The organism is Polaribacter porphyrae, assembly GCF_002954685.1.
GTDB lineage: Bacteria > Bacteroidota > Bacteroidia > Flavobacteriales > Flavobacteriaceae > Polaribacter > Polaribacter porphyrae.
The window spans coordinates 376,819-397,035 of record NZ_MSCN01000001.1; the positions used below are offsets into that span (position 1 = coordinate 376,819).

Genomic DNA, 20,217 nt, shown 5'->3' on the forward strand with positions numbered 1-20,217 from the left:
AGATTAAAGGTTAGCATTTTTTAAAGCAATAAAATACACGTCTTCAAGATTGGCTTTGGCAATTGTAAAAGAATCATTCGGTTTTTCTTTTGCAAAAACACGCACTGCTAAAGCATTATTTTCTGTAAAACTTGAAGATAAAATATTGAATTTCTCTTCAAAAAAAGGCAATTTATTTTTGTCAATTATAGTTTCCCAAATCTTATCTTTAATATTATTTGTAGCTTCAAGAGGAGTTGTTTTTTGTAGAATTTCACCACCGTTCATTATTGCCATATCTGTACATAGTTCTTTAACATCATCTACAATATGTGTTGAGAAAATGACAGTATTTTCTGTACCAACTTCACGTAAAACATTTAAGAAACGATTTCTTTCTGCAGGATCTAAACCTGCTGTAGGTTCATCAACAATAATTAATTTAGGATTATTGAGTAGTAATTGTGCAATTCCAAAACGTTGTTTCATTCCTCCAGAATAACCACTAACACTTTTTTTTCTTACATCACACAAGTTGGTGAGTTCTAATACGCTTTGTGTCATTTTATTACGTTCCTTTTTAGAAGATATTCCTTTTAAAACTCCAAAATAATCTAATAATTTTTCAGCAGAAACTTTTGGGTACACTCCAAAGTATTGAGGTAAATAACCTAGAACTTTTCTTAATTCTAATGGGCTTTTTAGAACATCAATATCATTAAAAATTACACTTCCAGAAGTTGGATTTTGTAAAGTGGCAATGGTTCTCATTAAAGAAGATTTTCCTGCTCCATTTGGTCCTAATAACCCAAACATTCCTTTTTTAATTTCGATGTCTAAATTGTTAATGGCTTTTACACCATTTGAATATGTTTTTGTTAATTTATTAATTTGTAAACTCATAATTTAATGTATTTAATATTTGATATATCTGTCATTTCGACCTTTTTTAGAAATCTAAAAACTAAAATTCTTTAGATTTCTTAATTCCATTTCATTGCGTTTGAAATGACAAGCTTAATTCTAAAAAAATCATTTTTATTGCAGATAGATTTGTAGGTTATCAATCACAAAATTCTACTTGTAATTCTTTTAGCTGCAACAGCTCTTCTTTTTCCTCTTTACTTAAATGATTAGTGAACTTTTTAAATTTTTCAGAGGCTAGAATGCTGTCAGTTTCTATCTCGCAAATTTTCTTTTTAGATAATTTTTGAAAAGTTGGAAATGCATCCATCATAGAATGAGACACTACAACTGTACAACAAACAAAAACTTGTGCAATGATTTTTTTCATATATAAATAAGACGAAAAGCTTTATATACTGTAACTTAAGAAGTGTTTCTTTCAATTCAAAAAGGTTAATTAAAAGTTGAATTGGGTATAAAAACTAGTTGAAATTGTTACATAAATAGTTTTCAATCGTTTACTTTGTAGTAAGTTATTAAAACCAATATCTATGTCAACTTTTTTTAAATCGATGATTTTAAAATTAGAATTTTGGATTCATCTTTTATTTTGGACTTTGTTTTTTGCAAGTATTAATGTAGAATGGACTCAATCTTGGATATCGAACGAATTTTTACCTTTATCAGTAGCACCACATATTGCATTAGCAGTTCCGATACTATTTTTTAGTAATGTATTTTGGTTAATTCCTAAATTTTTAAACAAGAAAAAATGGCACTTGTATTTAGCGATTTCCTTTTCATTATTTGTTGGTTTCGAAGTTATGAGGTCATTTATTTTTAGCATCTATCTATCAGAATCTGACTTTTCATTTGCGATTTTTCAGCAAGAATTTTTCGGAGAAAATAGTATCATTTTTGGAGTTTTGAGTATGCTTATTTACTCTACAATTCTATATTCATTTTTATATAGGTTTGCTAAAGATTGTATAAAAAACCAGTCAGTTATTAATCAATTAAAGTTTGAAAATGCTAACTTACAGTTGAGTTTAGCAAATATTTCTGTTAATGAATTTGTAGAACATCAACCAGAAAAAAGAACTACGTTTTCTATTAAAAAGAGAGATGGATTTTTCTTGTTACGAATTGAAGATATTCAATATTTTCAGGCAAATGGGGATTTTGTAGTTGCAGTTGATAATACAAATAGAAAACATATCATAAACGAAAGATTGAGTAAAATATATTCAGAATTAGATAAAAAAGTTTTTTTTCAAATTAGTAGAAGTGAAATTGTAAACTTTAATTATATCAAAAAATACAGTTCTTACATTAAAAATAGAGTAGAAGTTCATTTAAATAATACTGAAGAAACTTTGTTTACTACAAATAGTAGAACACCAGAATTTCGAGTTTGGTTAGAAAGATAAGATTTACTTTACCATTTTAACAGAATTGATGTGACCATTATCATCAAATTCTTTTATCGGGTTGTGTGGGTCTAACTCCCAATTGCCATCAACTATGAATTTGTAGTGATGTTTGCCTCCAGAAAGTTTCGTGGTAAATTTCCAACCATGTTCTGTTTTTGTCATTTTATACTCTTCTTCATTCCAATTGTTAAAAGAACCAGCTAAAATTACTTCTTCAGCATTTTTAAAATGCTCCAATAAAAAAGTAACTTTTTTTTTGATGTTAATTACAGAATTATATTCATAAAACTCATTTTCAGTTTTATTAGGGTTATCAGGATCTTCAATCCATTTGCCATCTACAATGAACTTGTATTCATAATAATTTGGACTTAATTGCAGATTTAATTTCCAACCATTTTTAGTTTTTTGCATCTTATATAGATGCTCATTCCATCTATTAAAAGAGCCACTTAAAATTACTTCTTTTGCATTATCAAAGCCTTTTAAAAAGAATTTAGCATTCCCGTTTTCAGAAATATAAGCTGGTAAAATTCTTAAATTATATGTATTTAGATAGGCTCCAAACCAATTTTTTGCAGGAGTTGTATTAATAGGATTTTCTGTAGGTTCAGCCCAAAAATTATTGTTTACAACAAATTTAAATTCCCAATTAAAATCCTCATTAAAATCTGAAACCTTTTTTTTAAGTTGGTAAATATTTTCATCAACTTTTTTCATTTTCCAACGTTTACGAGACCAGTTATTAAAATTACCAGCAACTACTACCTTATCAATGTCAAAATCATTAAAATCTAAACGTTCTTCAGTTTTATGATGTGTAGCTTTATTATAATCTCTTTTATCAAAAGTAAAAACAATATAATCACCTTCAATTTTATATCCCTTAATTACGTTTTCTTGTGAAAACCCTGTGAGAGAAATAAATAATAGTGCAAAAATTATGATATGTGAAATCTTTTTTCTCAATCTCTGATTATTGGGTATTTGATAAAATACAATTGTTCTTTCTTATAATTAATAATAACTCTTTTTTGTGCAAAAAAGTCATGCCCTAAAATACCATCTAACTTTGTGCCAAAGGCTTTGTTCATATTATTTAAGTTGGTTAAAATAGTTTTCATTGGTCCAAAATAATTCTTATTATTAAGCTTAACTCTATGCAAAGTTCCATATAAAACTTCAATTTGTTTAGAACTTGCCCCTGTTAACTTTACTCTTTTCTTTGGATAAAAATATTTTAAAACCTTTTTATTAATTCTAGAATTTATTTGATTAAACTCTGCACCAGTATCTAAACCAAAAGTAACTTTTTCTTTATTTACAAAAGCTTTAAGTACTATTGTGTGTTTTTTTAATTTAAAATCTACTGTATCAACAATTCTTTCTAAATAATTTTTTTCACCAAGTTTATTACCTTTATGATCTGTTTTTGTTAGCGTGATTTGATTCAGATACAAATCAACAAAAACTTCGTAATCTTTTAAAATATCATAACCAATAATACCTAGTAATTTTATTTTTTTGCTTTTCTCTATATGAGAAAGATTTATAATATCAGATTTTTTATTTTTTAGGTTTAAATTGTCAAAAGTTAGTTTACTTATTGTTTTTTCAATGGGGTTTACATCTTTTAGAATTCCAGATGTTTCCCCACTTTTTTGATAATTAAAACTATATATTCTAAAGTAAGTCTTATTTAAAATTAAAGTTTCAGAACCTGTATCAATGATAAAATTCCCTTTTTTATCGTTCAATTCCCCTTCAATTACAATTAATCTATCAACTAACTTAAAAGGAATTCTAGTTGTAAATTCATTGATTTTTTCAGCATGAGAAAAATAAATAGGAATTTCGGAAAATAATCGAATTTCTGTATTATCGGCTAATATTATCTGGCTAAACAATAGACAGAAAAATAAAGAAAGTATTTTGGTCATAATATATAGACGTTGAAAACTAATACATTGTTACACTCAAGGTTATAAAATGTTAAGATAAACAAAATAATTTATCGATATTTGCTTTTCACAAATTTACAAAATATGGCAATGAACAAAAATACCGTTTTAGGATGGGCTACTTTTTTAATGATAACAATGGGTGTAATTTTAATTTTAATGGGTGCATATAGATATGATGATGTTGCTGGTTGGGGTTTCGCAACTGTAGGCATTGGTTTCTTCTGTATTGCATGGGTATTTAATGCATTAAAAGGTAGGGTTTAGTTTCATCTTTAACTTTTGTATAAGAGAATAGAAAACAAATTAAATTTAAACAAAAAATAAATTATATAAAATGTCAGACGATAAGAAAGTCATTTTTTCAATGAATAAGGTTTCTAAAACCTATCAATCTACAGGAAAACAGGTTTTAAAAGATATTTATTTAAGCTTTTTTTATGGAGCAAAAATTGGAATTCTTGGTTTAAATGGATCAGGAAAATCAACATTATTAAAAATTATTGCAGGAGTTGAAAAGAATTTTCAAGGAGATGTTACTTTTTCATCAGGTTACAACGTTGGTTATTTAGAACAAGAGCCACAATTAGATCCAGAAAAAACCGTAATGGAGGTTGTAAAAGAAGGTGTTGCAGAAACAGTTGCCATTTTAGATGAATACAACAAAATCAACGATATGTTTGGTTTGGAAGAAGTCTATTCTGATGCAGATAAAATGGAAAAGTTAATGAATCAACAAGCAGAACTGCAAGACAAAATTGATGCAGCAAATGCTTGGGAGTTAGACACAAAGTTAGAAATTGCGATGGATGCTTTACGTACACCAGATTCTGATAAAAAAATAGGTGTACTTTCTGGAGGAGAAAAAAGACGTGTGGCTTTGTGTAGATTGCTATTACAAGAACCAGAAATTTTATTATTAGATGAGCCAACAAACCATTTAGATGCAGAATCTGTACATTGGTTAGAGCATCATTTAGCACAATATAAAGGAACAGTAATAGCTGTTACTCACGATAGATATTTCTTGGATAATGTTGCAGGTTGGATTTTAGAATTAGATAGAGGAGAAGGTATACCTTGGAAAGGAAATTACTCTTCTTGGTTAGATCAAAAATCGCAAAGAATGGCGCAAGAAAGCAAAACAGCTAGTAAACGTCAGAAAACTTTAGAACGTGAGTTAGAGTGGGTTCGTCAAGGAGCAAAAGGTCGTCAAACCAAGCAGAAAGCACGTTTGAAGAATTATGACAAATTGATGAGTCAAGATCAAAAACAAGTTGATGAAAAATTAGAAATTTATATTCCTAATGGACCAAGATTAGGAACCAATGTAATTGAAGCAACTGGTGTTTCTAAAGCTTATGGAAATAAATTATTGTATGAAAATTTAGAATTCAATTTGCCTCAAGCAGGAATTGTTGGAATTATTGGGCCAAATGGAGCAGGAAAAACGACCATTTTTAAAATGATTATGGGCGAAGAAACTGCTGATAAAGGAAGTTTTAAAGTAGGAGATACAGCAAAATTGGCTTATGTAGATCAAGCACATTCAGATATTAGTCCTGATAAATCGATTTGGGAAAATTTTTCTGATGGACAAGATTTGGTACTAATGGGAGGAAAGCAAGTAAATTCTAGAGCCTATTTAAGTCGATTTAATTTTTCAGGAAGTGAGCAAAATAAGAAAGTTTCAACTTTATCAGGTGGAGAGAGAAACCGTTTGCATTTGGCAATGACGCTTAAGGAAGAAGGAAATGTTCTTTTATTAGATGAACCAACAAACGATTTGGATGTAAACACCTTAAGGGCTTTAGAAGAAGGTTTAGAAAATTTTGCAGGTTGTGCAGTGGTAATTAGTCACGATAGATGGTTTTTAGACAGAGTCTGTACGCACATTTTAGCTTTTGAAGGCGATAGCCAAGTATATTTCTTTGAAGGTTCTTTTTCTGATTATGAAGAAAATAAGAAAAAACGTTTGGGTGGAGATTTAATGCCAAAACGTATTAAATATAAAAAGTTGATTCGATAATTTTATCAATTTAAAAAAGACAAAAGCAGCTAAATTTTTAGTTGCTTTTTTTTCTTTTATATATTTGTTAATGTTGAAATTTTTCTGATAAATATGTCTGAAGAATTTCGTTTTTTTACTTTGAGATTCTTCACTTCGTGCCTCGTTCTGAATGACAAAATAATTATTTATTTTACTTTTATTTTCCATTCAGTTTGTCACTCTGAAAGAGTCTTTTTAACGTTTTTAGGAGGCTTACAAGGTAACAAACTGAATTACGTTTATATCCATAGTTTTTTTATAGAAAACTTATTCTAAAATAGTTTTATCCTCATTGTTAGTGTAAACATATTTATTAATAATGCCTTCTGTGATTGGTTTTAATTCATTCAAAGTTTCTGGATGTTTACCTCTTTGTGTGAAAAACTCAATTTTTCCTTTTGGAGATTTCCCATACCAAATAATAGGGTTTCCATTTTTGAAAAAAGCAGTTTTATCATCAACCTCTATTTTTTTGAATTGCTCAATATTTATAGTATTGATTTTATTATCTAATGAATTTTTAGTTTTACAAGAAGTAGTTTCGTAATGATTTTCTTTCCAAATGATACAATTATCATCTGTAAAATAATAATTGAGACCAAAAAGCCCAATTATAGAAATTAAAAGTATTGAAGCTATTTTTAAAACTAGAGTAGATTTATTATTAACATTTAATCCCTTTTTTTGCTCTTTAAAATTTTCTTTAACTTCAGAAGATGTTATTGATGATGCATTGTTTCTATTTTCTAATACTTCATTATTAAAGTTGATAATAAAATGTCTATAATCTTGATAACCTAAATATTTTGATATAATTTCTTTTAGAGTTTCATCAGGATTCCCAACACTAACATTAGGTTTGTTTTCTATATATTTTTCGTAATATCTACTCGTTTTCTTTTCGCTTATATATCTCGATTTTCCATAATTTTCTAGAATTGTGTTCACAAAAAATACTGCTATCGCATTTTTATTATTAGCACCTTCTTCACGTTTAATTTTTTCAAATAAATCTACAAATAACTTCTCAATCATATACTTTCCTTTAAGCTAAACAAAGGTAAAATTATTTAGACAAATATTAGACAAAGTTGTCTAATCTATTCATAGACAAAACTTTCCAAAAGTTGTTCAATATCTGTCCACAAGAAATAAAAGATTCTATTTGATATTTGCATCAGAATTAATTCTCAAAAAAAACAAAGAGAGAATAACTTCTAAAAAACAGTATAAAATAGTGGCGTTTTTTTGAATTGGGAAAACAACTCTACAAAGCTATTTTATGCTACAACTTCCCACAAAAGAGGCGCGCGACTCTTTTAAATTTTAATGTGTTGTGAACAACAGATAAGCTGAATTACAAATTCGGATAGCAACACTATTGTTTAATTTTTAAAAGAGAATATAATGAAAAAAATATTTTTAGTATTCGCAATTTTACTTGCAAACGGAGTGTTTACATCTTGTACAGATTTAGATGAAGATTTTGATAATAAATCTGAAAGTATCGAAATTCAAGCAACAGATGGAGAAGAAGAGCAAGATCCAGATGAGGAAGAAGATCCAGCAAATGGAGGATAGAGTTTTTAAATATTTATAGTAATTTAGAGGAATGAAACAAATTAAAGTTACATTCCTCTTTTTTTTGATTGTTATTTTTTTTGTGTCTTGTAAAGATAAGTCATCAAATAATAATGCATCCGTTAAAGATGAAAAATTAAAAGAACTATATCAAAAATCAGTCAGTAAAAAAACTGATTTTTCTAATAGACTTAACTTTTCTAAAGAAATTCTAGGACAAAAAAATGTAAATGATACAATTAGGTATTTAGTGCTAAACAATATCAGTTATTTGTATGGGAAACTAAATAAAATTGATAGCTCAATTATTTTTGCTAAAAAAATGCTAAATCAAAATATAGTAAAAAAGAATTACGGTTATAAAGGTAAGGTTTATTACAAGTTAGGTGGTTATTTCAATAAGAAAAGTCAATCAGATAGTGCATTCTATTATTTTAATCAGTCAAAAATTTCTTTTTTAAAAGATAGTGATAGCATACAAGTTGGGAGAAGTTTATTAAATATAGCTATTATTGAATCTAATTTTGGGAGTTATTCTATTAGTGATTCTACTGCTGTAGAAGCTATAAAATTCATTAATGGAAAAAGAAATAGGACAACTTCATCTGCTTACAATTGTTTAGCTATAAATTCTAAAAAGCGTTTTTTATTTGATGATGCTATAACCTATTATAAGAAAGCTTTTATTATTTCTGATAATGAAAATTCAAAAATTAAGTATAAAAATAATTTAGCAATTTTATATAAAGATAAGCAACAATATCAAAAATCAATTTTACTTTTTGAAGAGTTATTAAAAAACTCAAAAATCAATAAAAAAACAAGAGCTAGAGTTTTAGATAATTTAGCCTATACTAAATGGTTACAAAACCGAAACAAAAAAGTTTTAAAAGATTTATTTTTTGCAAATTCTCTTAAATTAAAGAATAATGATAATTATGGTTTAATAGCAAGTTACTCTCATTTAGCTGAATTTTTTGAGAAAAGAAATAAAAATAAATCTTTGCTTTATATTAAAAAAATGTATCAAGCTGCTAAAAATGAAAAAGCTGTAAATAGTTTATTAGAATCTATTGATAAAATTGTAAAACTTCAAACTCCAGAAAAATCAATCAAATATTATAAAGAAAGTATTTGTTTAAGAGATTCTTTACAGCAAGAAAATACCAAAAGACAATATAAGTTTGCGAAGATTAAATATGATTACGAAGAGGAAGAAAAAAAGAAATTAAAGTTTAAAACATTAGCAACCGAAAATAAATTGATTGCTGAACAAGAAAATAATCAAAAGAAAAACATTTTGATTATTGCAATTATATCTATTTCAATTTTGTCGTTCTCACTTTATAGAAGAAAACAAATACAGAAGAAAAAAGTTTTAGAAGAGAAGTATCTTACCGAAACTAGAATAGCAAAAAAATTACACGACGAATTAGGTAATGATATTTTTAATGTAATTACCAAAGTCCAAAACACCACTTACAGTAACACAGAAATTGTAAATGACTTGGATAAAATATACTTACAAACAAGAGCTATTTCTCACGAAAATGATGAAATAGTAACAGGTAAAGATTTTGAAAAAACTTTAAATCAGTTAATAGAAAGTTACCATTCTGAAGATTGTAAAATTATTTTGAAAGATATATCAGCTTTAGAATTGAATTTCTTAAAAAAAGAGCAACAAAGAATGTTGTACAGAGTATTTAATGAATTACTAGTAAATTTAAAAAAACATAGTAAAGCTAATTTGGTTGTTATTTCTTGTAAAAAAGAAGGCAAATTTTTAGAGATTAATTATGCTGATAATGGTGTTGGGTTTAAAAATAATGAAGTTGTTTTAAAAAACGGACTTACAAATATGGAAACCCGTATAAAACCTTTTGGAGGAACGCTTAATTTTGAATCAGTAACTAACAAAGGATTGAAAATAAAGATTCGTTTTAAAAAATAAAAATGTTTAAAAGAGTACTCATTGCAGAAGATGTAGATATTATAAATAGTGGGCTAAAAGCTACTTTAGATGAATTAAATTTCTCTGAAATAAAACACGTTTCTTATTGTGATGAAGTACTTTTACATTTAAAAAAAGGTGTTTTAGAGCATAAACCTTTTGATTTACTAATTTCTGATTTGTCTTTTATTGAAGATCATATTCCACAAAAAATAAAATCTGGAGAAGGATTAGTAAAGCAAGTAAGAGGAGCGTTCCCAAATCTAAAAATCATTATTTTTTCTATAGAAGATAAACCTTTTAGAATTCAAAATTTGTATAAAAACTTAAGGGTAAATGCGTATGTTTGGAAAAACAGAAATGCTCAAATAGAACTAAAAAAAGCAATTCATACAATTTATAAAACAGACGATTTTTATATTACTCAAGATTTAAAAAGTGCTATTCATCCAAAAAAAGCAATTGAAATTACAGAATATGATGTTAATATCATCAAGCATCTTTCTAATGGTATTTTGCAAGATGATTTACCAAAATTATTTATAGAAAAGGGAATAAAACCTTCAGGAAAAAGTTCAATAGAAAAAAGATTAAAGTTTTTAAAAGAACATTTTAATGCCAATAACCCTACTCATTTGGTTGCTATTGCTAAAGATTTAGGTTTGATATAAAACCTAATTTTTAATATTAATTATTTAGATTACGGAAATACGTAATCTTTTTTTGTTTTATGGTTTTAGTTTTGAAGTATAATTTAAAATTAAAAATTATGGGAACAACTGTTGGAAATATATTATTATCATATGATATAAAGAATAAACACAATGATGTTAAAGAAGGGTTACAAGAACTTGGTTATCTAGATCATTTTAATTTCAAAGGAGAAACTAAAATTTATTATTTACCAAATACAACACTTTGGCATTCAAAAAAATCATCAAATCAAGCTATGAGTGATTTAAAGTCTGTATGTAGAAATTGTAATGTTACATTAGAAAAAGGAATAGTTGTCAAAGCAACTGAATTTGTTAGTATATAAAAATTATGGAATATAAAGTAATACCATTTGTGCCATCAATAAACAGGAATAAAGAAAATTCTACAGAAGTTGCGCAACAATTAGAAGATATGATTAAACATCACTCTAATCAAGGTTGGTTGTATGTGAGATTAGAAAGTGTAGAAACTTTTATTCAGCCAGATGCAGGATGTTTTGGTTTGGGCGCAAAACCTGGTTATATGGCTTCTAGGCAAATGATTGTTTTTAGCAAACAAAATTGAAAATAGTTTTAATAAAGTTTATAAAGCTTTATTGGTTTTTAAAGTCTAAAAATAAATCAGCGAGTTGTATTTTTAGAAAGTCTTGTTCTCATTATGTATATGAGAAAACATATAATGAGGGTTTTTATTCAGGTTTAAAGGCATTAAAATTTAGAATTAATAATTGCAAGCATGGATTTGAATTGTTCACAAATCCAGTAGATAAAAGAAAATATATGATTTTACCAAATAAAGATGTAATTGATGAAAAAGAAATTGCAGAAAGATTATTAAAATAATCGACAAACCTTACGAATTTTCGTAAGGTTTTGTTTTATAAATAATTTAGTAATTTATAATCGTCTATGAAAAAATACATTTTAATTTTTTTTATTCTTTTTAGTTTTCAAATTAGCTCTCAAAACGTTTACAAAACACCTTCTGGTAAAAAGTATCATTTAGCTTCTTGTAGAATGGTAGAAAATGTTTCCAAGAAATTATTAGGAAAGACTGATATTTCTAAACACCATTTAAGTCCCTGTAAAATTTGTAAACCACCAAGAGTAGAAGATTTAGTAAATACTTTTAATTTTACTAACAAAGCTGTTGGCAAATCCAAATCAGTAAGATGTAAAGGAACTACCAAAAAAGGATCAAGATGCAAACACTTTACGAAAATTGCAAATGGCTATTGTTATCAGCATACAAGTCAAGATAAAAAAGAAAATAGTAGAAAAAGTTCTTCTTCAAAAAAGACAACTACACTTTGTGGTGCAAAAACAAAATCGGGTAAATTTTGTAGACGAAAAGTAAAAGGTGGTGGACATTGTTATCAGCATAAATAAATTCTCGCATTTTAGGTTTAATATTTTCAGCTTACGGATTTCCGTAAGCTTTTGTTTTTTAGAGGTTTTACATTTGAAATGAAATTAATTAAAAAGCGAAATTATGGCAACAAAAACAGTTCCAGTTGAACCTCACAGAAGATCAAAGCCTTCTCCTACTCCTAGAAAAAATCCAAATACTCCAAAGCCAGGACCAAAAACAGTTCCTGTAAGAAAGCATAGGAGAACACCACCAAAATAATTGATTATGAAAGATTTATCATTAAAATTGTTATGTGTATTAATATTTTTTTTTAGTATTGATTTACTTTCACAAGAAACAAAAAAGAAAGAGTTAATAGCTTCTTGTTGCACAGAACTGGGTAGATGCACAGGTTCAAGTTATTGTACAGCTTGTAAAAATTGTTCTGGGTGCAAGCATTGTTCAAAAAATGGAGGTTCTTGTGGAGTATGTAGTTCAGTAAGTAATAAAGTTTACAGAAATAATTATTCAAAAAAGAAATCTACGAGTTTTAGCAAAATAGCTTACAAATTAAAAAAGGGAAATACTTTATATGTTTCTATAGAAACTTTAAACTTGAGAAAAGAACCAAATAGTAAGTCTAAAATTTTAGAGCGTTTAAAAAAAGATGCAGCACTTATTTATTTAGATAAAACTAAAAATTGGATAAAAGTTAAGGTCAAAAAAACTGGCTTAATTGGCTATGTTTATGGTAAATACCTATATTAATTATGGGGTTCAGATATCAAAAAAGAATAAAATTAGGAAAAGGTTTTGGGTTAAATATCAGTAAATCTGGTATTTCATCTAGCTTAAAAACCAAAAGAGGAACTATTGGTTCAAAAGGTTTTTCTGTAAGAACAGGAATTCCAGGATTAACCTACAGAAAAACATTTTCTAAATCTTCTAGAGGTGGATGTTTAGGAATCGTCTTATTACTAATTACTTCCAGTATTTCAATATTCATACTAATCAAACAACTATGATTTCAACCGAACTAAAAAGTCATTTTTTAAGATTATATCAAATGGCATTTGCTGACGATAATTTTGATGTTTTAGAAATGCAAATGCTTTACAAATTTGCAGAAGAAAGAGAAATATCGAAAGAACAACTCAACGAAATTCTATTAAATCCTTCTCACGATTCTTCAATCCCAGCCTCTTTGGAATTAAGAATTGAATACTTGTATGATTTAGCAGTTATGATTTGGGCTGATAAAGAAGTAACTGAAGATGAATACACAACTCTTAAAAAATACTGTAAGAAATTTGAGTTTTTAGATGAAAATATCACGCAATTAGCAGATTATTTATTAGATGCCGCTAAAAAAAGTATCAGTAAAGAAGAAATTATTAAAAGCATAAACTCATAAATATGGAAGCTATTAAGAATTTATTTAAACTAAAAAATAATCCTGATATAAACCCGCAAAAAGAAATTGTTGAGGATACAGAAGAAGCAAGAGAGCAAATAAGAATCACGTATTATCAAACAGGTTATGGAGCTTCTATAAAAGCTTCTGGAAATCCTGTAACTTTTGGTGTTGGACTTCAAAATTTGTACAATAGTTTTGAAAATCTTTGTAGAAAACAGTTAAATGAACAACAAATTTTAAAACAACCTTATTTAGAGCAACAAGAAAAAAAGAGAACTGAATTAAAGAAAAGAGAAACTGCATTATCTATTTATGAAGACCAAAAAGAAACGAGTCAAAAAAAAATAGATGATTTGAGATTTCAAATGATAGACATCAAACAAAACCCTGAAACGTATGGAATTGACGCTGACAGAAGACCAAAAGCACAGTTTTATATTGGGTTAATTTTATTATTGCCAATAACAATCTATCTTTTTGTTTTTTATGTGTCTGCATCTTATTCAGCATTTTTTAAAGATTTTGAAACCAGTAGTTTAACAGCTGCGATATTTGCTCCAAATGCTTTAAGTAATGCTATTTCAGATGGTTGGTTAGAAGCTGTTTTTGTAGGTACAATTCCTTTTGTATTTATGGGTTTAGGCTATTTGGTTCATATGTTTCAAAAAACGAAAGGTGTTTCATCTTACCTAAAATTAGCAGGTTTATTTATTCTAACTTTTTTATTCGATGTCATTTTAGCCTATTTAATCGAAAAGAAAATTTTTGATTTTGAAAGAGTTTTAGGAGAAAGTTTTTCCCCTTCAACTGCATTACAAAGTGTGAATTTTTGGGGAATTATTTTTGCTGGATTCATCGTTTATATTATTTGGGGTTTGGTATTTGATTTTGTAATGAAAGAGCACGAAAATGTGGACAAAATAAAAGCTTTTATCAATGCCAGAAAAGAAGAAATTAAAAACACACTTCTAAACAAGGAAAAATTAATAACTAATTTAGAAACTATCAAACACGAAATCACTTCTATTAAAGGAGATATTACTGAATTACAATCAAAAATAGATGGTTTTATCTTTCCTGTAAAAGAATACCTGCATTATCATTATCAATACAAAGAAGGATGGTATCAAGCCATAAATTCAGAGTTAAAATTTCCACAAAAGCAATTAGACGAAGTAAGAGATAAATGTGAAGAAGTAGCTCAAAAACATTTAAGTGAATTGAAATTAGTAGATATTGATTTTCAACAACTTGTATTCTCAAAAAGTTAAAATGATGAAAAAAACAAAAACAATATTTCCTCTTTTTATTTTGATTCTATTCTTCTCATGTGCAAAAGATTCAATTAATAAAAAAGATGTAGATAATAAGAATAGCGTAATTACTTCAAAAAATACTAGCACACAAAATTTAAATATAAGTTTTCTATTAGACCTTTCTGATAGAATTAACCCGCAAAAATACCCAAATGAATCTATGGAGTTTTACCAAAGAGATATCGCATATATTAAATCTGTTTCAGAAGCTTTTGATACGCACTTAAGAAATAAAAGAGTAAGACAAATGAACGACAAAATTCAATTATTTTTTGATCCTGCTCCTCTAAATGAAAATATTAATAAAATTTCTAATCAGTTAAAATACAACGTATATAAAGATAATATAAATCTAGAATTATTAGATAACATTAAAGAAACTTATACAAAAAAACCTATTGAAATTTATGATTTAGCTATTAAAGATAATTCATATGTAGGTTCAGATACTTGGCGTTTTTTCAAAAATAAAATTAAAGATTTTTGTATTGAAGATGATCATAGAAATATTTTAGTGATTTTAACAGATGGTTATATATTTCATAAAAACACCCAAATAAAAGAGGATAATTATACAAGCTATTTAACGCCTCAAATTATCAGAAAATTTAGATTGAATAGTAGCAACTGGGAAGAAAAAATTGAGAAAGAAAAATATGGTTTTATTCCTGCTACTGATCATTTAGAAAGTTTAGAAATACTGGTTTTAGGAATTAATCCAGATAAGAAAAATTCTTATGAACAAGATGTAATAGTTAAGTACTGGAGTAATTGGTTTAAGTCTATGAAAGTGATTAAATATAATATTAAAAGTGCTGGTTTGCCTTCCAACATGGATAAAATTATTAAAGATTTTATTTTGGCGAAATAAATAAAATGTAAAAATGTATAAAAAGTTTTAAAAAGTTAAAATCAATGGAATTTCAAAATAAATTAAAAGCAATTGCAGAAAAAATTGACTTACTTAAAGATAAAATAACCACAGAAGAATCTACAAAACATGCTTTTGTACTTCCATTTATAAATGCTTTAGGCTATGATTCTTTTAATCCTACAGAAGTTGTACCTGAATTTACTGCTGATTTGGGCTTAAAAAAAGGAGAGAAAGTAGATTATGCAATTTTTCAAAACGATTTGCCAATTTTAATCATAGAATGTAAACATTGGCAGCAAGATTTAAATCTACACAATTCGCAATTGTTTAGATATTTTCACGTAACTAAAACTCGATTTTCTTTGCTAACAAACGGAATTCAATATCGATTTTACACAGATTTAGAACAACCAAATAAAATGGACGAAAAACCATTTTTAGAGTTTGATATCACTAAAGTAAAGGATAATACAATTCACGAAATATTAAAATTTCATAAATCAAATTTTGATGTAGATAAAATTGTAGATAATGCAAGTTCACTAAAATATACCAAGGAAATAAAAAAATGTTTGTCAGAAGAACTTACAAAACCTTCTTTTGAATTTTCAAGATTATTTGCCAGCAAAGTGTATTCAGGTAGATTAACAGAAAAAGTTATGGACGAATTTATAGTTCTTGTTCATAAAGCATTAAACCAAATTATTAGCGAAAAAGTAAATGATAGATTAAATGCTGCATTAAATAAAGAGTCAGAAAAACAACAAGAAGAAATTGTTGAAGAAAAACCCGAAGAAAATAAAATTATTACTACAGATGAAGAGAAAGATGGCTTTAGAATAGTAGTAGCTATTTTAAGAAGGAATTTATCAGTTGAAAGAATATCACAAAGAGATACGCAGTCTTATTTTGGAATTCTTCTAGATGATAATAATAGAAAACCACTTTGCAGATTGTATTTAAATACAAGCAACAAATATTTAGCGGTTTTTGATGAAAATAAGAATGAAACCAAAATAGCCATTGATACAATTGATGATATTTATAAATATGAAGAACAACTTTTACAAACAATAAATTATTATGAACCAAATATTTAGAAGTACGAAAAAAGTACTACAACTATTTTTAATGCTATCAGTATTTTCCAATTTTTCCCAAAATAAGAAAAGTGAATTACAGATATTTAAAACTAAAATGGAAACTTTTGCTTCAAAAACAGGAGTTATTACTAAATTTACTGATACTAAATTGAATAATTTAAAAACATCTTATTCTAATGCGAAAACTAGAATAAGAAAATTAAGTAGTGGGGAATTAATAGCTTATTTTTATCAAATTGAAAAGCCTGGAAAATATGGAAGCTCAACTGCTTCTATAGAATATTCAGATTTGCTAGAAGTAATCAAAGCTTTTAAAATATTAAAAGGTCAAGTAGATACTGATATTAAAAAAAATCCTGATTATTTAGAAAATAAATTTATTACAGAAGATGGTTTTCAGTTAGGTTATTTTGTGAATAAAGGAAAAGCTACTTGTTATTTAAAGCTTGAAAAATACGGTTCTGATAAAACATTGTATATAAAAGATTTTAATAAAATTGAATCTAATTTTAATGAAGCTAAAAATAAAATTGAAGAATTAAAAAGTAAAGAATAAATTTATTGAAATTTATAAACTATGAAAAAACTACTACCAACATTACTTATCATTTTTCTACTAACAGCATTTCAAAAAAAAGAAAAAGAAGTCTTTATCTGTATGACCAAATCTAGTAAAACCTATCACTTAAAAAAAGAATGTAGAGGCTTAAAAAAATGCAAATCTAAAATCAAAAAGATTACAAAAAAGAAAGCAGAAAATGTAGGTAGAACCAAATGTAAATTAGAAAAAGAAGAGAGTATAAAAAAATGAAAAATTAAATAAAAATTTGGTTGGGATGCCTTAAAATAAAATAATTAGATATATAGCTAACACTCAATTCTAAATAGGAAAAACCTCACCCAAAGGTGAGGTTTTGTTTACCCCTAAACATAAGTTATATACACGAATAACTTAATTTCTTCTAGTTCTAGAGCCTCTTTTTACATTTTTATCTTTAGATTTATTTACATCAGATTTTCTATAAGAACTTCTTGTATTTCTTTTTGTAGACACTCTTTCTTTTGTTTTAGTATCTGACTTTTTACTCACAACTTTTCTTCTAGAATTTGTATCAACATTTCTTCTAGAGTTTACACCATTACTGTTCGATTTTCTATAAGTATTTCTAGTTGTATTTCTAACATTTCTATCATTATTTCTTACTACATTAGCCTTTCTCCTTTTTATAATTGTGCTACGTTTACCAATTCTTGCATTTGGGTTGGCTCTGTAATAATAAAAGTTTCTATCCTCTCTAAATTGAGTATAATTTCTTCTAAAATCATTTCTGAAAAAGTAAGCATCATTGTAATCGCAAACATCCCCGAAATTAATATTGAAACGCACACCATTATGATAATAGAAATCTCTTACATTACCATAAAAAATAGGATTATCCCATCTGTCATATCGTACTCTTAAATCTCCAACATTAGTAAGTACTCCTCTACGATATCTTATAAAAATATTCCCAATTCTAGTAACATTTCCTCTTCTATCATAGTTAATAAAAACATTACCTACACTTCTAATTCTTCCCCTAAAATCTCTATTTATTCTTACTCCTCTATTGGTAAAACTTGTATCAAAATCAAAATCACCATTGGTAAAAACAAAGAATTCAATTCCGCGTTCAAAGAAATTTACAGCATTATTATAAGAGTAATAATTAACCCCAAATCTGTTTAATCGTTTTTCGCCTTTTTTGGCTTCAACAGTAGAAACCATCATGAACATTCCTAATAAAATAAGTACACCTTTTTTCATAATATATGGTTTTAAGGGTTTTTGTCTACTCTAATTGCTTTTCGACTTCCGCATTTGTTTAGGATAATTTCAAACAGCGTGCCAAAAAATTTTTATTACTTTTTAATCCTTTTAAAAATGTTCTATTTTGTTGATTTTTAAATGATTAAAATCAAGAATAAATTTTTTTTTATTTTGTAAATCCAGCAAGTAATTTTATTTATATTTATGCGACTTTCAAATAAAATAGAATAGATGATTAACGCCATTGAGAAAAATTTGCATAGAGGAATCAAGTTATTAAATACAATCGCAGACAAAGAGTATTCAGACGTAACTATTCCTCCTTATTTTTCAAGTATAGGTTGCCATACAAGACATATTTTAGATATGTTTTCTTGTGTTTTTAAGGGGTTAGAAAATGGAAATATCGATTTTACAAATAGAGAAAGAAACGAATGTGTAGAATTAAAATGTAAAGAAGGAATTGCTTATTTTGAATCCATTCTAGATAAATTGAGAGAATTATCTTCAGATGATTTAACGTCTCAAATTTTAATTACGGACGATTTGGGTTTAGGAAAAGAAACAGCAACCACTACATTAGGAGCAATTTTAATGCAGACAAATTCTCACACAATTCATCACTATGCTAGTATTGGATATATTATTCAGCAACTAGATATTGAGCTTCCTAATGCTGATTTTGGTTTTAACCCAACAACACCCAAAAAAGTAAGTAATTACTAGGTTTTTTTTAAATATTCTTAACAAACAAATTTTGTTTTTTGGCATTTATTTTGTATCTTATATAGAATTACGAATTAAGACAAAAAATTATGAATTTTATAAAAAACAAGAAAATATTATTAACCTTTATACTCTCGTTTGTTGCGTTATTTGTAATAGGACAAACAAGTATTCAATATCAAAAAGATAAACTTCCATTAACTTTAGAAAGGCAAATACAGCCCATTAAAGAAATTGAAGACCCTTATTTGCAAAGTATATTAGAAAAAGAAATAAACTCTAACAAAACTTGGAGAAGATTAATTAAAGGAAGACAAATGTCTATTGGGATTGTAGATTTAAGTGATACCACTAAATTTAGATATGCAGGGATGAATGACAATTTTATGATGTATGCTGCAAGTTTACCTAAAATAGCCATTTTATTGGCAGCAATGGATGCTATTGATAAAGGACAACTGGAATATACAGAAAAGGTTAAAAAAGATTTACGTTTAATGATTAGTAAATCCAATAACAGAGCATCAACAAGAATGATAGATAGAGTGGGTTACAAGAAAATTGAAGAAGTTTTAAGAGCTCCTAAACATAAACTGTATGATGAAGAAGTTGGTGGTGGACTTTGGGTAGGAAAACGTTATGCAGCTGCAGGTAAAAAGTATCCAGATCCGATTAAAGGATTAAGTCACGCAGCTACTACAAGACAGGTTTGTAGTTTTTACTATCAACTAGCTTTAGGTAACCTTATTAGTACAGAACGTTCTAAAGAAATGTTGGACATTATGAAAAAGCCAGACTTGCATCACAAATTTGTAAATACTTTAGATAAAGTTGCGCCAAAAGCAGATGTTTATAGAAAATCTGGTTCTTGGAGAAACTATCATTCAGATTCTGCCTTGGTTTGGGGACCTGATAGGAAATATATTATTGTAGCCTTAATAGACTATGATTATGGAGAACAAACCATTAGAGATTTGGTAAGACCACTTGAAAAGGTATTGAAAAAATCACGTTCTTTGTAGTCTAAAAAGGCTTATAAA

The 20,217-nt window shown here is 27.1% G+C and carries 27 protein-coding genes; 21 read left to right on the forward strand and 6 right to left on the reverse strand.

The window, feature by feature from the left end:
* Window positions 1-3: 3 nt before the first annotated feature.
* Window positions 4-882 carry an ABC transporter ATP-binding protein gene (locus BTO18_RS01705; RefSeq protein ID WP_105014560.1) on the reverse strand — a complete coding sequence of 293 codons (879 nt, stop codon included), beginning with the start codon at window positions 880-882 and terminating at the stop codon, window positions 4-6.
* Window positions 883-1,042: 160 nt separating this feature from the next.
* A complete protein-coding gene (locus BTO18_RS01710; RefSeq protein ID WP_105014561.1) occupies window positions 1,043-1,273 on the reverse strand; it encodes a hypothetical protein in 231 nt (76 codons plus the stop codon).
* Window positions 1,274-1,436: 163 nt separating this feature from the next.
* Between BTO18_RS01710 and BTO18_RS01715 the strand changes: the two genes are divergently transcribed.
* A complete protein-coding gene (locus BTO18_RS01715) occupies window positions 1,437-2,315 on the forward strand; it encodes a LytR/AlgR family response regulator transcription factor (RefSeq protein WP_105014562.1) in 879 nt (292 codons plus the stop codon).
* Window positions 2,316-2,318: 3 nt separating this feature from the next.
* Here the strand turns inward: BTO18_RS01715 and BTO18_RS01720 are convergent, their stop codons facing one another.
* Window positions 2,319-3,287 (reverse strand): early set domain-containing protein, encoded by a 969-nt coding sequence (locus BTO18_RS01720; RefSeq protein ID WP_105014563.1) that lies wholly within the window; start codon window positions 3,285-3,287, stop codon window positions 2,319-2,321.
* Complete coding sequence (locus BTO18_RS01725) at window positions 3,284-4,258, reverse strand: pepsin/retropepsin-like aspartic protease family protein (RefSeq protein ID WP_105014564.1); 975 nt, start codon at window positions 4,256-4,258, stop codon at window positions 3,284-3,286. The genes BTO18_RS01720 and BTO18_RS01725 overlap by 4 nt, the downstream gene beginning before the upstream one ends.
* 105 nt (window positions 4,259-4,363) lie before the next feature.
* Between BTO18_RS01725 and BTO18_RS01730 the strand changes: the two genes are divergently transcribed.
* Window positions 4,364-4,546, forward strand: coding sequence for a CAL67264 family membrane protein (locus BTO18_RS01730; protein ID WP_105014565.1), 183 nt, complete (start codon window positions 4,364-4,366; stop codon window positions 4,544-4,546).
* A 70-nt stretch (window positions 4,547-4,616) separates the two neighbouring features.
* Window positions 4,617-6,308, forward strand: coding sequence for an energy-dependent translational throttle protein EttA (gene ettA / locus BTO18_RS01735; RefSeq protein WP_105014566.1), 1,692 nt, complete (start codon window positions 4,617-4,619; stop codon window positions 6,306-6,308).
* A gap of 288 nt (window positions 6,309-6,596) precedes the next feature.
* Here the strand turns inward: ettA and BTO18_RS01745 are convergent, their stop codons facing one another.
* On the reverse strand, window positions 6,597-7,364 hold the full coding sequence (locus tag BTO18_RS01745; protein ID WP_105014568.1) for a hypothetical protein: 768 nt from the start codon (window positions 7,362-7,364) through the stop codon (window positions 6,597-6,599).
* Window positions 7,365-7,736: 372 nt separating this feature from the next.
* On the opposite strand from BTO18_RS01745, the gene BTO18_RS17555 reads away from it, so the two are divergent.
* The 16 genes from BTO18_RS17555 to BTO18_RS01815 all read left to right on the forward strand — a co-directional run bounded on the left by BTO18_RS17555 (window position 7,737) and on the right by BTO18_RS01815 (window position 17,452).
* Entirely contained in the window at window positions 7,737-7,910 is a 174-nt protein-coding gene (locus BTO18_RS17555) for a hypothetical protein (RefSeq protein ID WP_170063218.1), read from the forward strand.
* Window positions 7,911-7,941: 31 nt separating this feature from the next.
* Window positions 7,942-9,864, forward strand: coding sequence for a tetratricopeptide repeat-containing sensor histidine kinase (locus BTO18_RS01750; protein WP_105014569.1), 1,923 nt, complete (start codon window positions 7,942-7,944; stop codon window positions 9,862-9,864).
* Between the two features lie 2 nt (window positions 9,865-9,866).
* Window positions 9,867-10,535 (forward strand): response regulator, encoded by a 669-nt coding sequence (locus BTO18_RS01755; RefSeq protein ID WP_105014570.1) that lies wholly within the window; start codon window positions 9,867-9,869, stop codon window positions 10,533-10,535.
* Window positions 10,536-10,633: 98 nt separating this feature from the next.
* Entirely contained in the window at window positions 10,634-10,903 is a 270-nt protein-coding gene (locus BTO18_RS01760; RefSeq protein WP_146106870.1) for a hypothetical protein, read from the forward strand.
* A 5-nt stretch (window positions 10,904-10,908) separates the two neighbouring features.
* Window positions 10,909-11,145 (forward strand): hypothetical protein, encoded by a 237-nt coding sequence (locus tag BTO18_RS01765; RefSeq protein WP_105014572.1) that lies wholly within the window; start codon window positions 10,909-10,911, stop codon window positions 11,143-11,145.
* Window positions 11,142-11,423, forward strand: a complete 282-nt coding sequence (gene yidD / locus BTO18_RS01770) for a membrane protein insertion efficiency factor YidD (protein WP_105014573.1) — start codon at window positions 11,142-11,144, stop codon at window positions 11,421-11,423. Before BTO18_RS01765 ends, yidD begins: the two co-directional genes overlap by 4 nt.
* Before the next feature lie 66 nt (window positions 11,424-11,489).
* Entirely contained in the window at window positions 11,490-11,969 is a 480-nt protein-coding gene (locus tag BTO18_RS17785; protein ID WP_105014574.1) for a DUF5763 domain-containing protein, read from the forward strand.
* A 103-nt stretch (window positions 11,970-12,072) separates the two neighbouring features.
* A complete protein-coding gene (locus tag BTO18_RS17560) occupies window positions 12,073-12,210 on the forward strand; it encodes a hypothetical protein (protein ID WP_170063219.1) in 138 nt (45 codons plus the stop codon).
* A gap of 6 nt (window positions 12,211-12,216) precedes the next feature.
* A complete protein-coding gene (locus BTO18_RS01780; protein ID WP_146106871.1) occupies window positions 12,217-12,699 on the forward strand; it encodes an SH3 domain-containing protein in 483 nt (160 codons plus the stop codon).
* 2 nt (window positions 12,700-12,701) lie between these two features.
* On the forward strand, window positions 12,702-12,956 hold the full coding sequence (locus tag BTO18_RS01785) for a DUF4236 domain-containing protein (protein WP_105014576.1): 255 nt from the start codon (window positions 12,702-12,704) through the stop codon (window positions 12,954-12,956).
* Window positions 12,953-13,345, forward strand: a complete 393-nt coding sequence (locus BTO18_RS01790; protein ID WP_105014577.1) for a hypothetical protein — start codon at window positions 12,953-12,955, stop codon at window positions 13,343-13,345. The genes BTO18_RS01785 and BTO18_RS01790 overlap by 4 nt, the downstream gene beginning before the upstream one ends.
* A 2-nt stretch (window positions 13,346-13,347) precedes the next feature.
* The gene (locus BTO18_RS01795; protein WP_105014578.1) at window positions 13,348-14,619 is read left to right on the forward strand and encodes an ABC-2 transporter permease; all 1,272 of its coding nucleotides are present in this window, start codon (window positions 13,348-13,350) and stop codon (window positions 14,617-14,619) included.
* Between the two features lie 4 nt (window positions 14,620-14,623).
* Complete coding sequence (locus BTO18_RS01800; RefSeq protein ID WP_146106872.1) at window positions 14,624-15,535, forward strand: hypothetical protein; 912 nt, start codon at window positions 14,624-14,626, stop codon at window positions 15,533-15,535.
* 44 nt (window positions 15,536-15,579) lie between these two features.
* Entirely contained in the window at window positions 15,580-16,638 is a 1,059-nt protein-coding gene (locus tag BTO18_RS01805; RefSeq protein WP_105014580.1) for a type I restriction endonuclease, read from the forward strand.
* A 97-nt stretch (window positions 16,639-16,735) separates the two neighbouring features.
* A complete protein-coding gene (locus BTO18_RS01810; RefSeq protein WP_211295557.1) occupies window positions 16,736-17,197 on the forward strand; it encodes a hypothetical protein in 462 nt (153 codons plus the stop codon).
* A 21-nt stretch (window positions 17,198-17,218) separates the two neighbouring features.
* A complete protein-coding gene (locus tag BTO18_RS01815) occupies window positions 17,219-17,452 on the forward strand; it encodes a hypothetical protein (protein ID WP_105014582.1) in 234 nt (77 codons plus the stop codon).
* Between the two features lie 141 nt (window positions 17,453-17,593).
* On the opposite strand, the gene BTO18_RS01820 is transcribed toward BTO18_RS01815, so the two are convergent.
* Window positions 17,594-18,448, reverse strand: a complete 855-nt coding sequence (locus BTO18_RS01820) for a hypothetical protein (protein ID WP_105014583.1) — start codon at window positions 18,446-18,448, stop codon at window positions 17,594-17,596.
* Between the two features lie 234 nt (window positions 18,449-18,682).
* On the opposite strand from BTO18_RS01820, the gene BTO18_RS01825 reads away from it, so the two are divergent.
* Window positions 18,683-19,177 (forward strand): DinB family protein, encoded by a 495-nt coding sequence (locus BTO18_RS01825; protein WP_105014584.1) that lies wholly within the window; start codon window positions 18,683-18,685, stop codon window positions 19,175-19,177.
* Between the two features lie 89 nt (window positions 19,178-19,266).
* Complete coding sequence (locus BTO18_RS01830) at window positions 19,267-20,199, forward strand: serine hydrolase (RefSeq protein WP_105014585.1); 933 nt, start codon at window positions 19,267-19,269, stop codon at window positions 20,197-20,199.
* Window positions 20,200-20,217 lie beyond the last annotated feature (18 nt).

What these genes read in the sequence shown, in the direction of transcription:
- BTO18_RS01705 (WP_105014560.1), bottom strand. Translation starts at nt 882, where the DNA reads ATGAGTTTACAAATTAATAAATTAACAAAAACATATTCAAATGGTGTA.
- BTO18_RS01710 (WP_105014561.1), bottom strand. Translation starts at nt 1,273, where the DNA reads ATGAAAAAAATCATTGCACAAGTTTTTGTTTGTTGTACAGTTGTAGTG.
- BTO18_RS01715 (WP_105014562.1), top strand. Translation starts at nt 1,437, where the DNA reads ATGTCAACTTTTTTTAAATCGATGATTTTAAAATTAGAATTTTGGATT.
- BTO18_RS01725 (WP_105014564.1), bottom strand. Translation starts at nt 4,258, where the DNA reads ATGACCAAAATACTTTCTTTATTTTTCTGTCTATTGTTTAGCCAGATA.
- BTO18_RS01730 (WP_105014565.1), top strand. Translation starts at nt 4,364, where the DNA reads ATGGCAATGAACAAAAATACCGTTTTAGGATGGGCTACTTTTTTAATG.
- ettA (WP_105014566.1), top strand. Translation starts at nt 4,617, where the DNA reads ATGTCAGACGATAAGAAAGTCATTTTTTCAATGAATAAGGTTTCTAAA.
- BTO18_RS01745 (WP_105014568.1), bottom strand. Translation starts at nt 7,364, where the DNA reads ATGATTGAGAAGTTATTTGTAGATTTATTTGAAAAAATTAAACGTGAA.
- BTO18_RS17555 (WP_170063218.1), top strand. Translation starts at nt 7,737, where the DNA reads ATGAAAAAAATATTTTTAGTATTCGCAATTTTACTTGCAAACGGAGTG.
- BTO18_RS01750 (WP_105014569.1), top strand. Translation starts at nt 7,942, where the DNA reads ATGAAACAAATTAAAGTTACATTCCTCTTTTTTTTGATTGTTATTTTT.
- BTO18_RS01755 (WP_105014570.1), top strand. Translation starts at nt 9,867, where the DNA reads ATGTTTAAAAGAGTACTCATTGCAGAAGATGTAGATATTATAAATAGT.
- BTO18_RS01760 (WP_146106870.1), top strand. Translation starts at nt 10,634, where the DNA reads ATGGGAACAACTGTTGGAAATATATTATTATCATATGATATAAAGAAT.
- BTO18_RS01765 (WP_105014572.1), top strand. Translation starts at nt 10,909, where the DNA reads ATGGAATATAAAGTAATACCATTTGTGCCATCAATAAACAGGAATAAA.
- BTO18_RS17785 (WP_105014574.1), top strand. Translation starts at nt 11,490, where the DNA reads ATGAAAAAATACATTTTAATTTTTTTTATTCTTTTTAGTTTTCAAATT.
- BTO18_RS17560 (WP_170063219.1), top strand. Translation starts at nt 12,073, where the DNA reads ATGGCAACAAAAACAGTTCCAGTTGAACCTCACAGAAGATCAAAGCCT.
- BTO18_RS01780 (WP_146106871.1), top strand. Translation starts at nt 12,217, where the DNA reads ATGAAAGATTTATCATTAAAATTGTTATGTGTATTAATATTTTTTTTT.
- BTO18_RS01785 (WP_105014576.1), top strand. Translation starts at nt 12,702, where the DNA reads ATGGGGTTCAGATATCAAAAAAGAATAAAATTAGGAAAAGGTTTTGGG.
- BTO18_RS01790 (WP_105014577.1), top strand. Translation starts at nt 12,953, where the DNA reads ATGATTTCAACCGAACTAAAAAGTCATTTTTTAAGATTATATCAAATG.
- BTO18_RS01795 (WP_105014578.1), top strand. Translation starts at nt 13,348, where the DNA reads ATGGAAGCTATTAAGAATTTATTTAAACTAAAAAATAATCCTGATATA.
- BTO18_RS01800 (WP_146106872.1), top strand. Translation starts at nt 14,624, where the DNA reads ATGAAAAAAACAAAAACAATATTTCCTCTTTTTATTTTGATTCTATTC.
- BTO18_RS01805 (WP_105014580.1), top strand. Translation starts at nt 15,580, where the DNA reads ATGGAATTTCAAAATAAATTAAAAGCAATTGCAGAAAAAATTGACTTA.
- BTO18_RS01810 (WP_211295557.1), top strand. Translation starts at nt 16,736, where the DNA reads ATGGAAACTTTTGCTTCAAAAACAGGAGTTATTACTAAATTTACTGAT.
- BTO18_RS01815 (WP_105014582.1), top strand. Translation starts at nt 17,219, where the DNA reads ATGAAAAAACTACTACCAACATTACTTATCATTTTTCTACTAACAGCA.
- BTO18_RS01820 (WP_105014583.1), bottom strand. Translation starts at nt 18,448, where the DNA reads ATGAAAAAAGGTGTACTTATTTTATTAGGAATGTTCATGATGGTTTCT.
- BTO18_RS01825 (WP_105014584.1), top strand. Translation starts at nt 18,683, where the DNA reads ATGATTAACGCCATTGAGAAAAATTTGCATAGAGGAATCAAGTTATTA.
- BTO18_RS01830 (WP_105014585.1), top strand. Translation starts at nt 19,267, where the DNA reads ATGAATTTTATAAAAAACAAGAAAATATTATTAACCTTTATACTCTCG.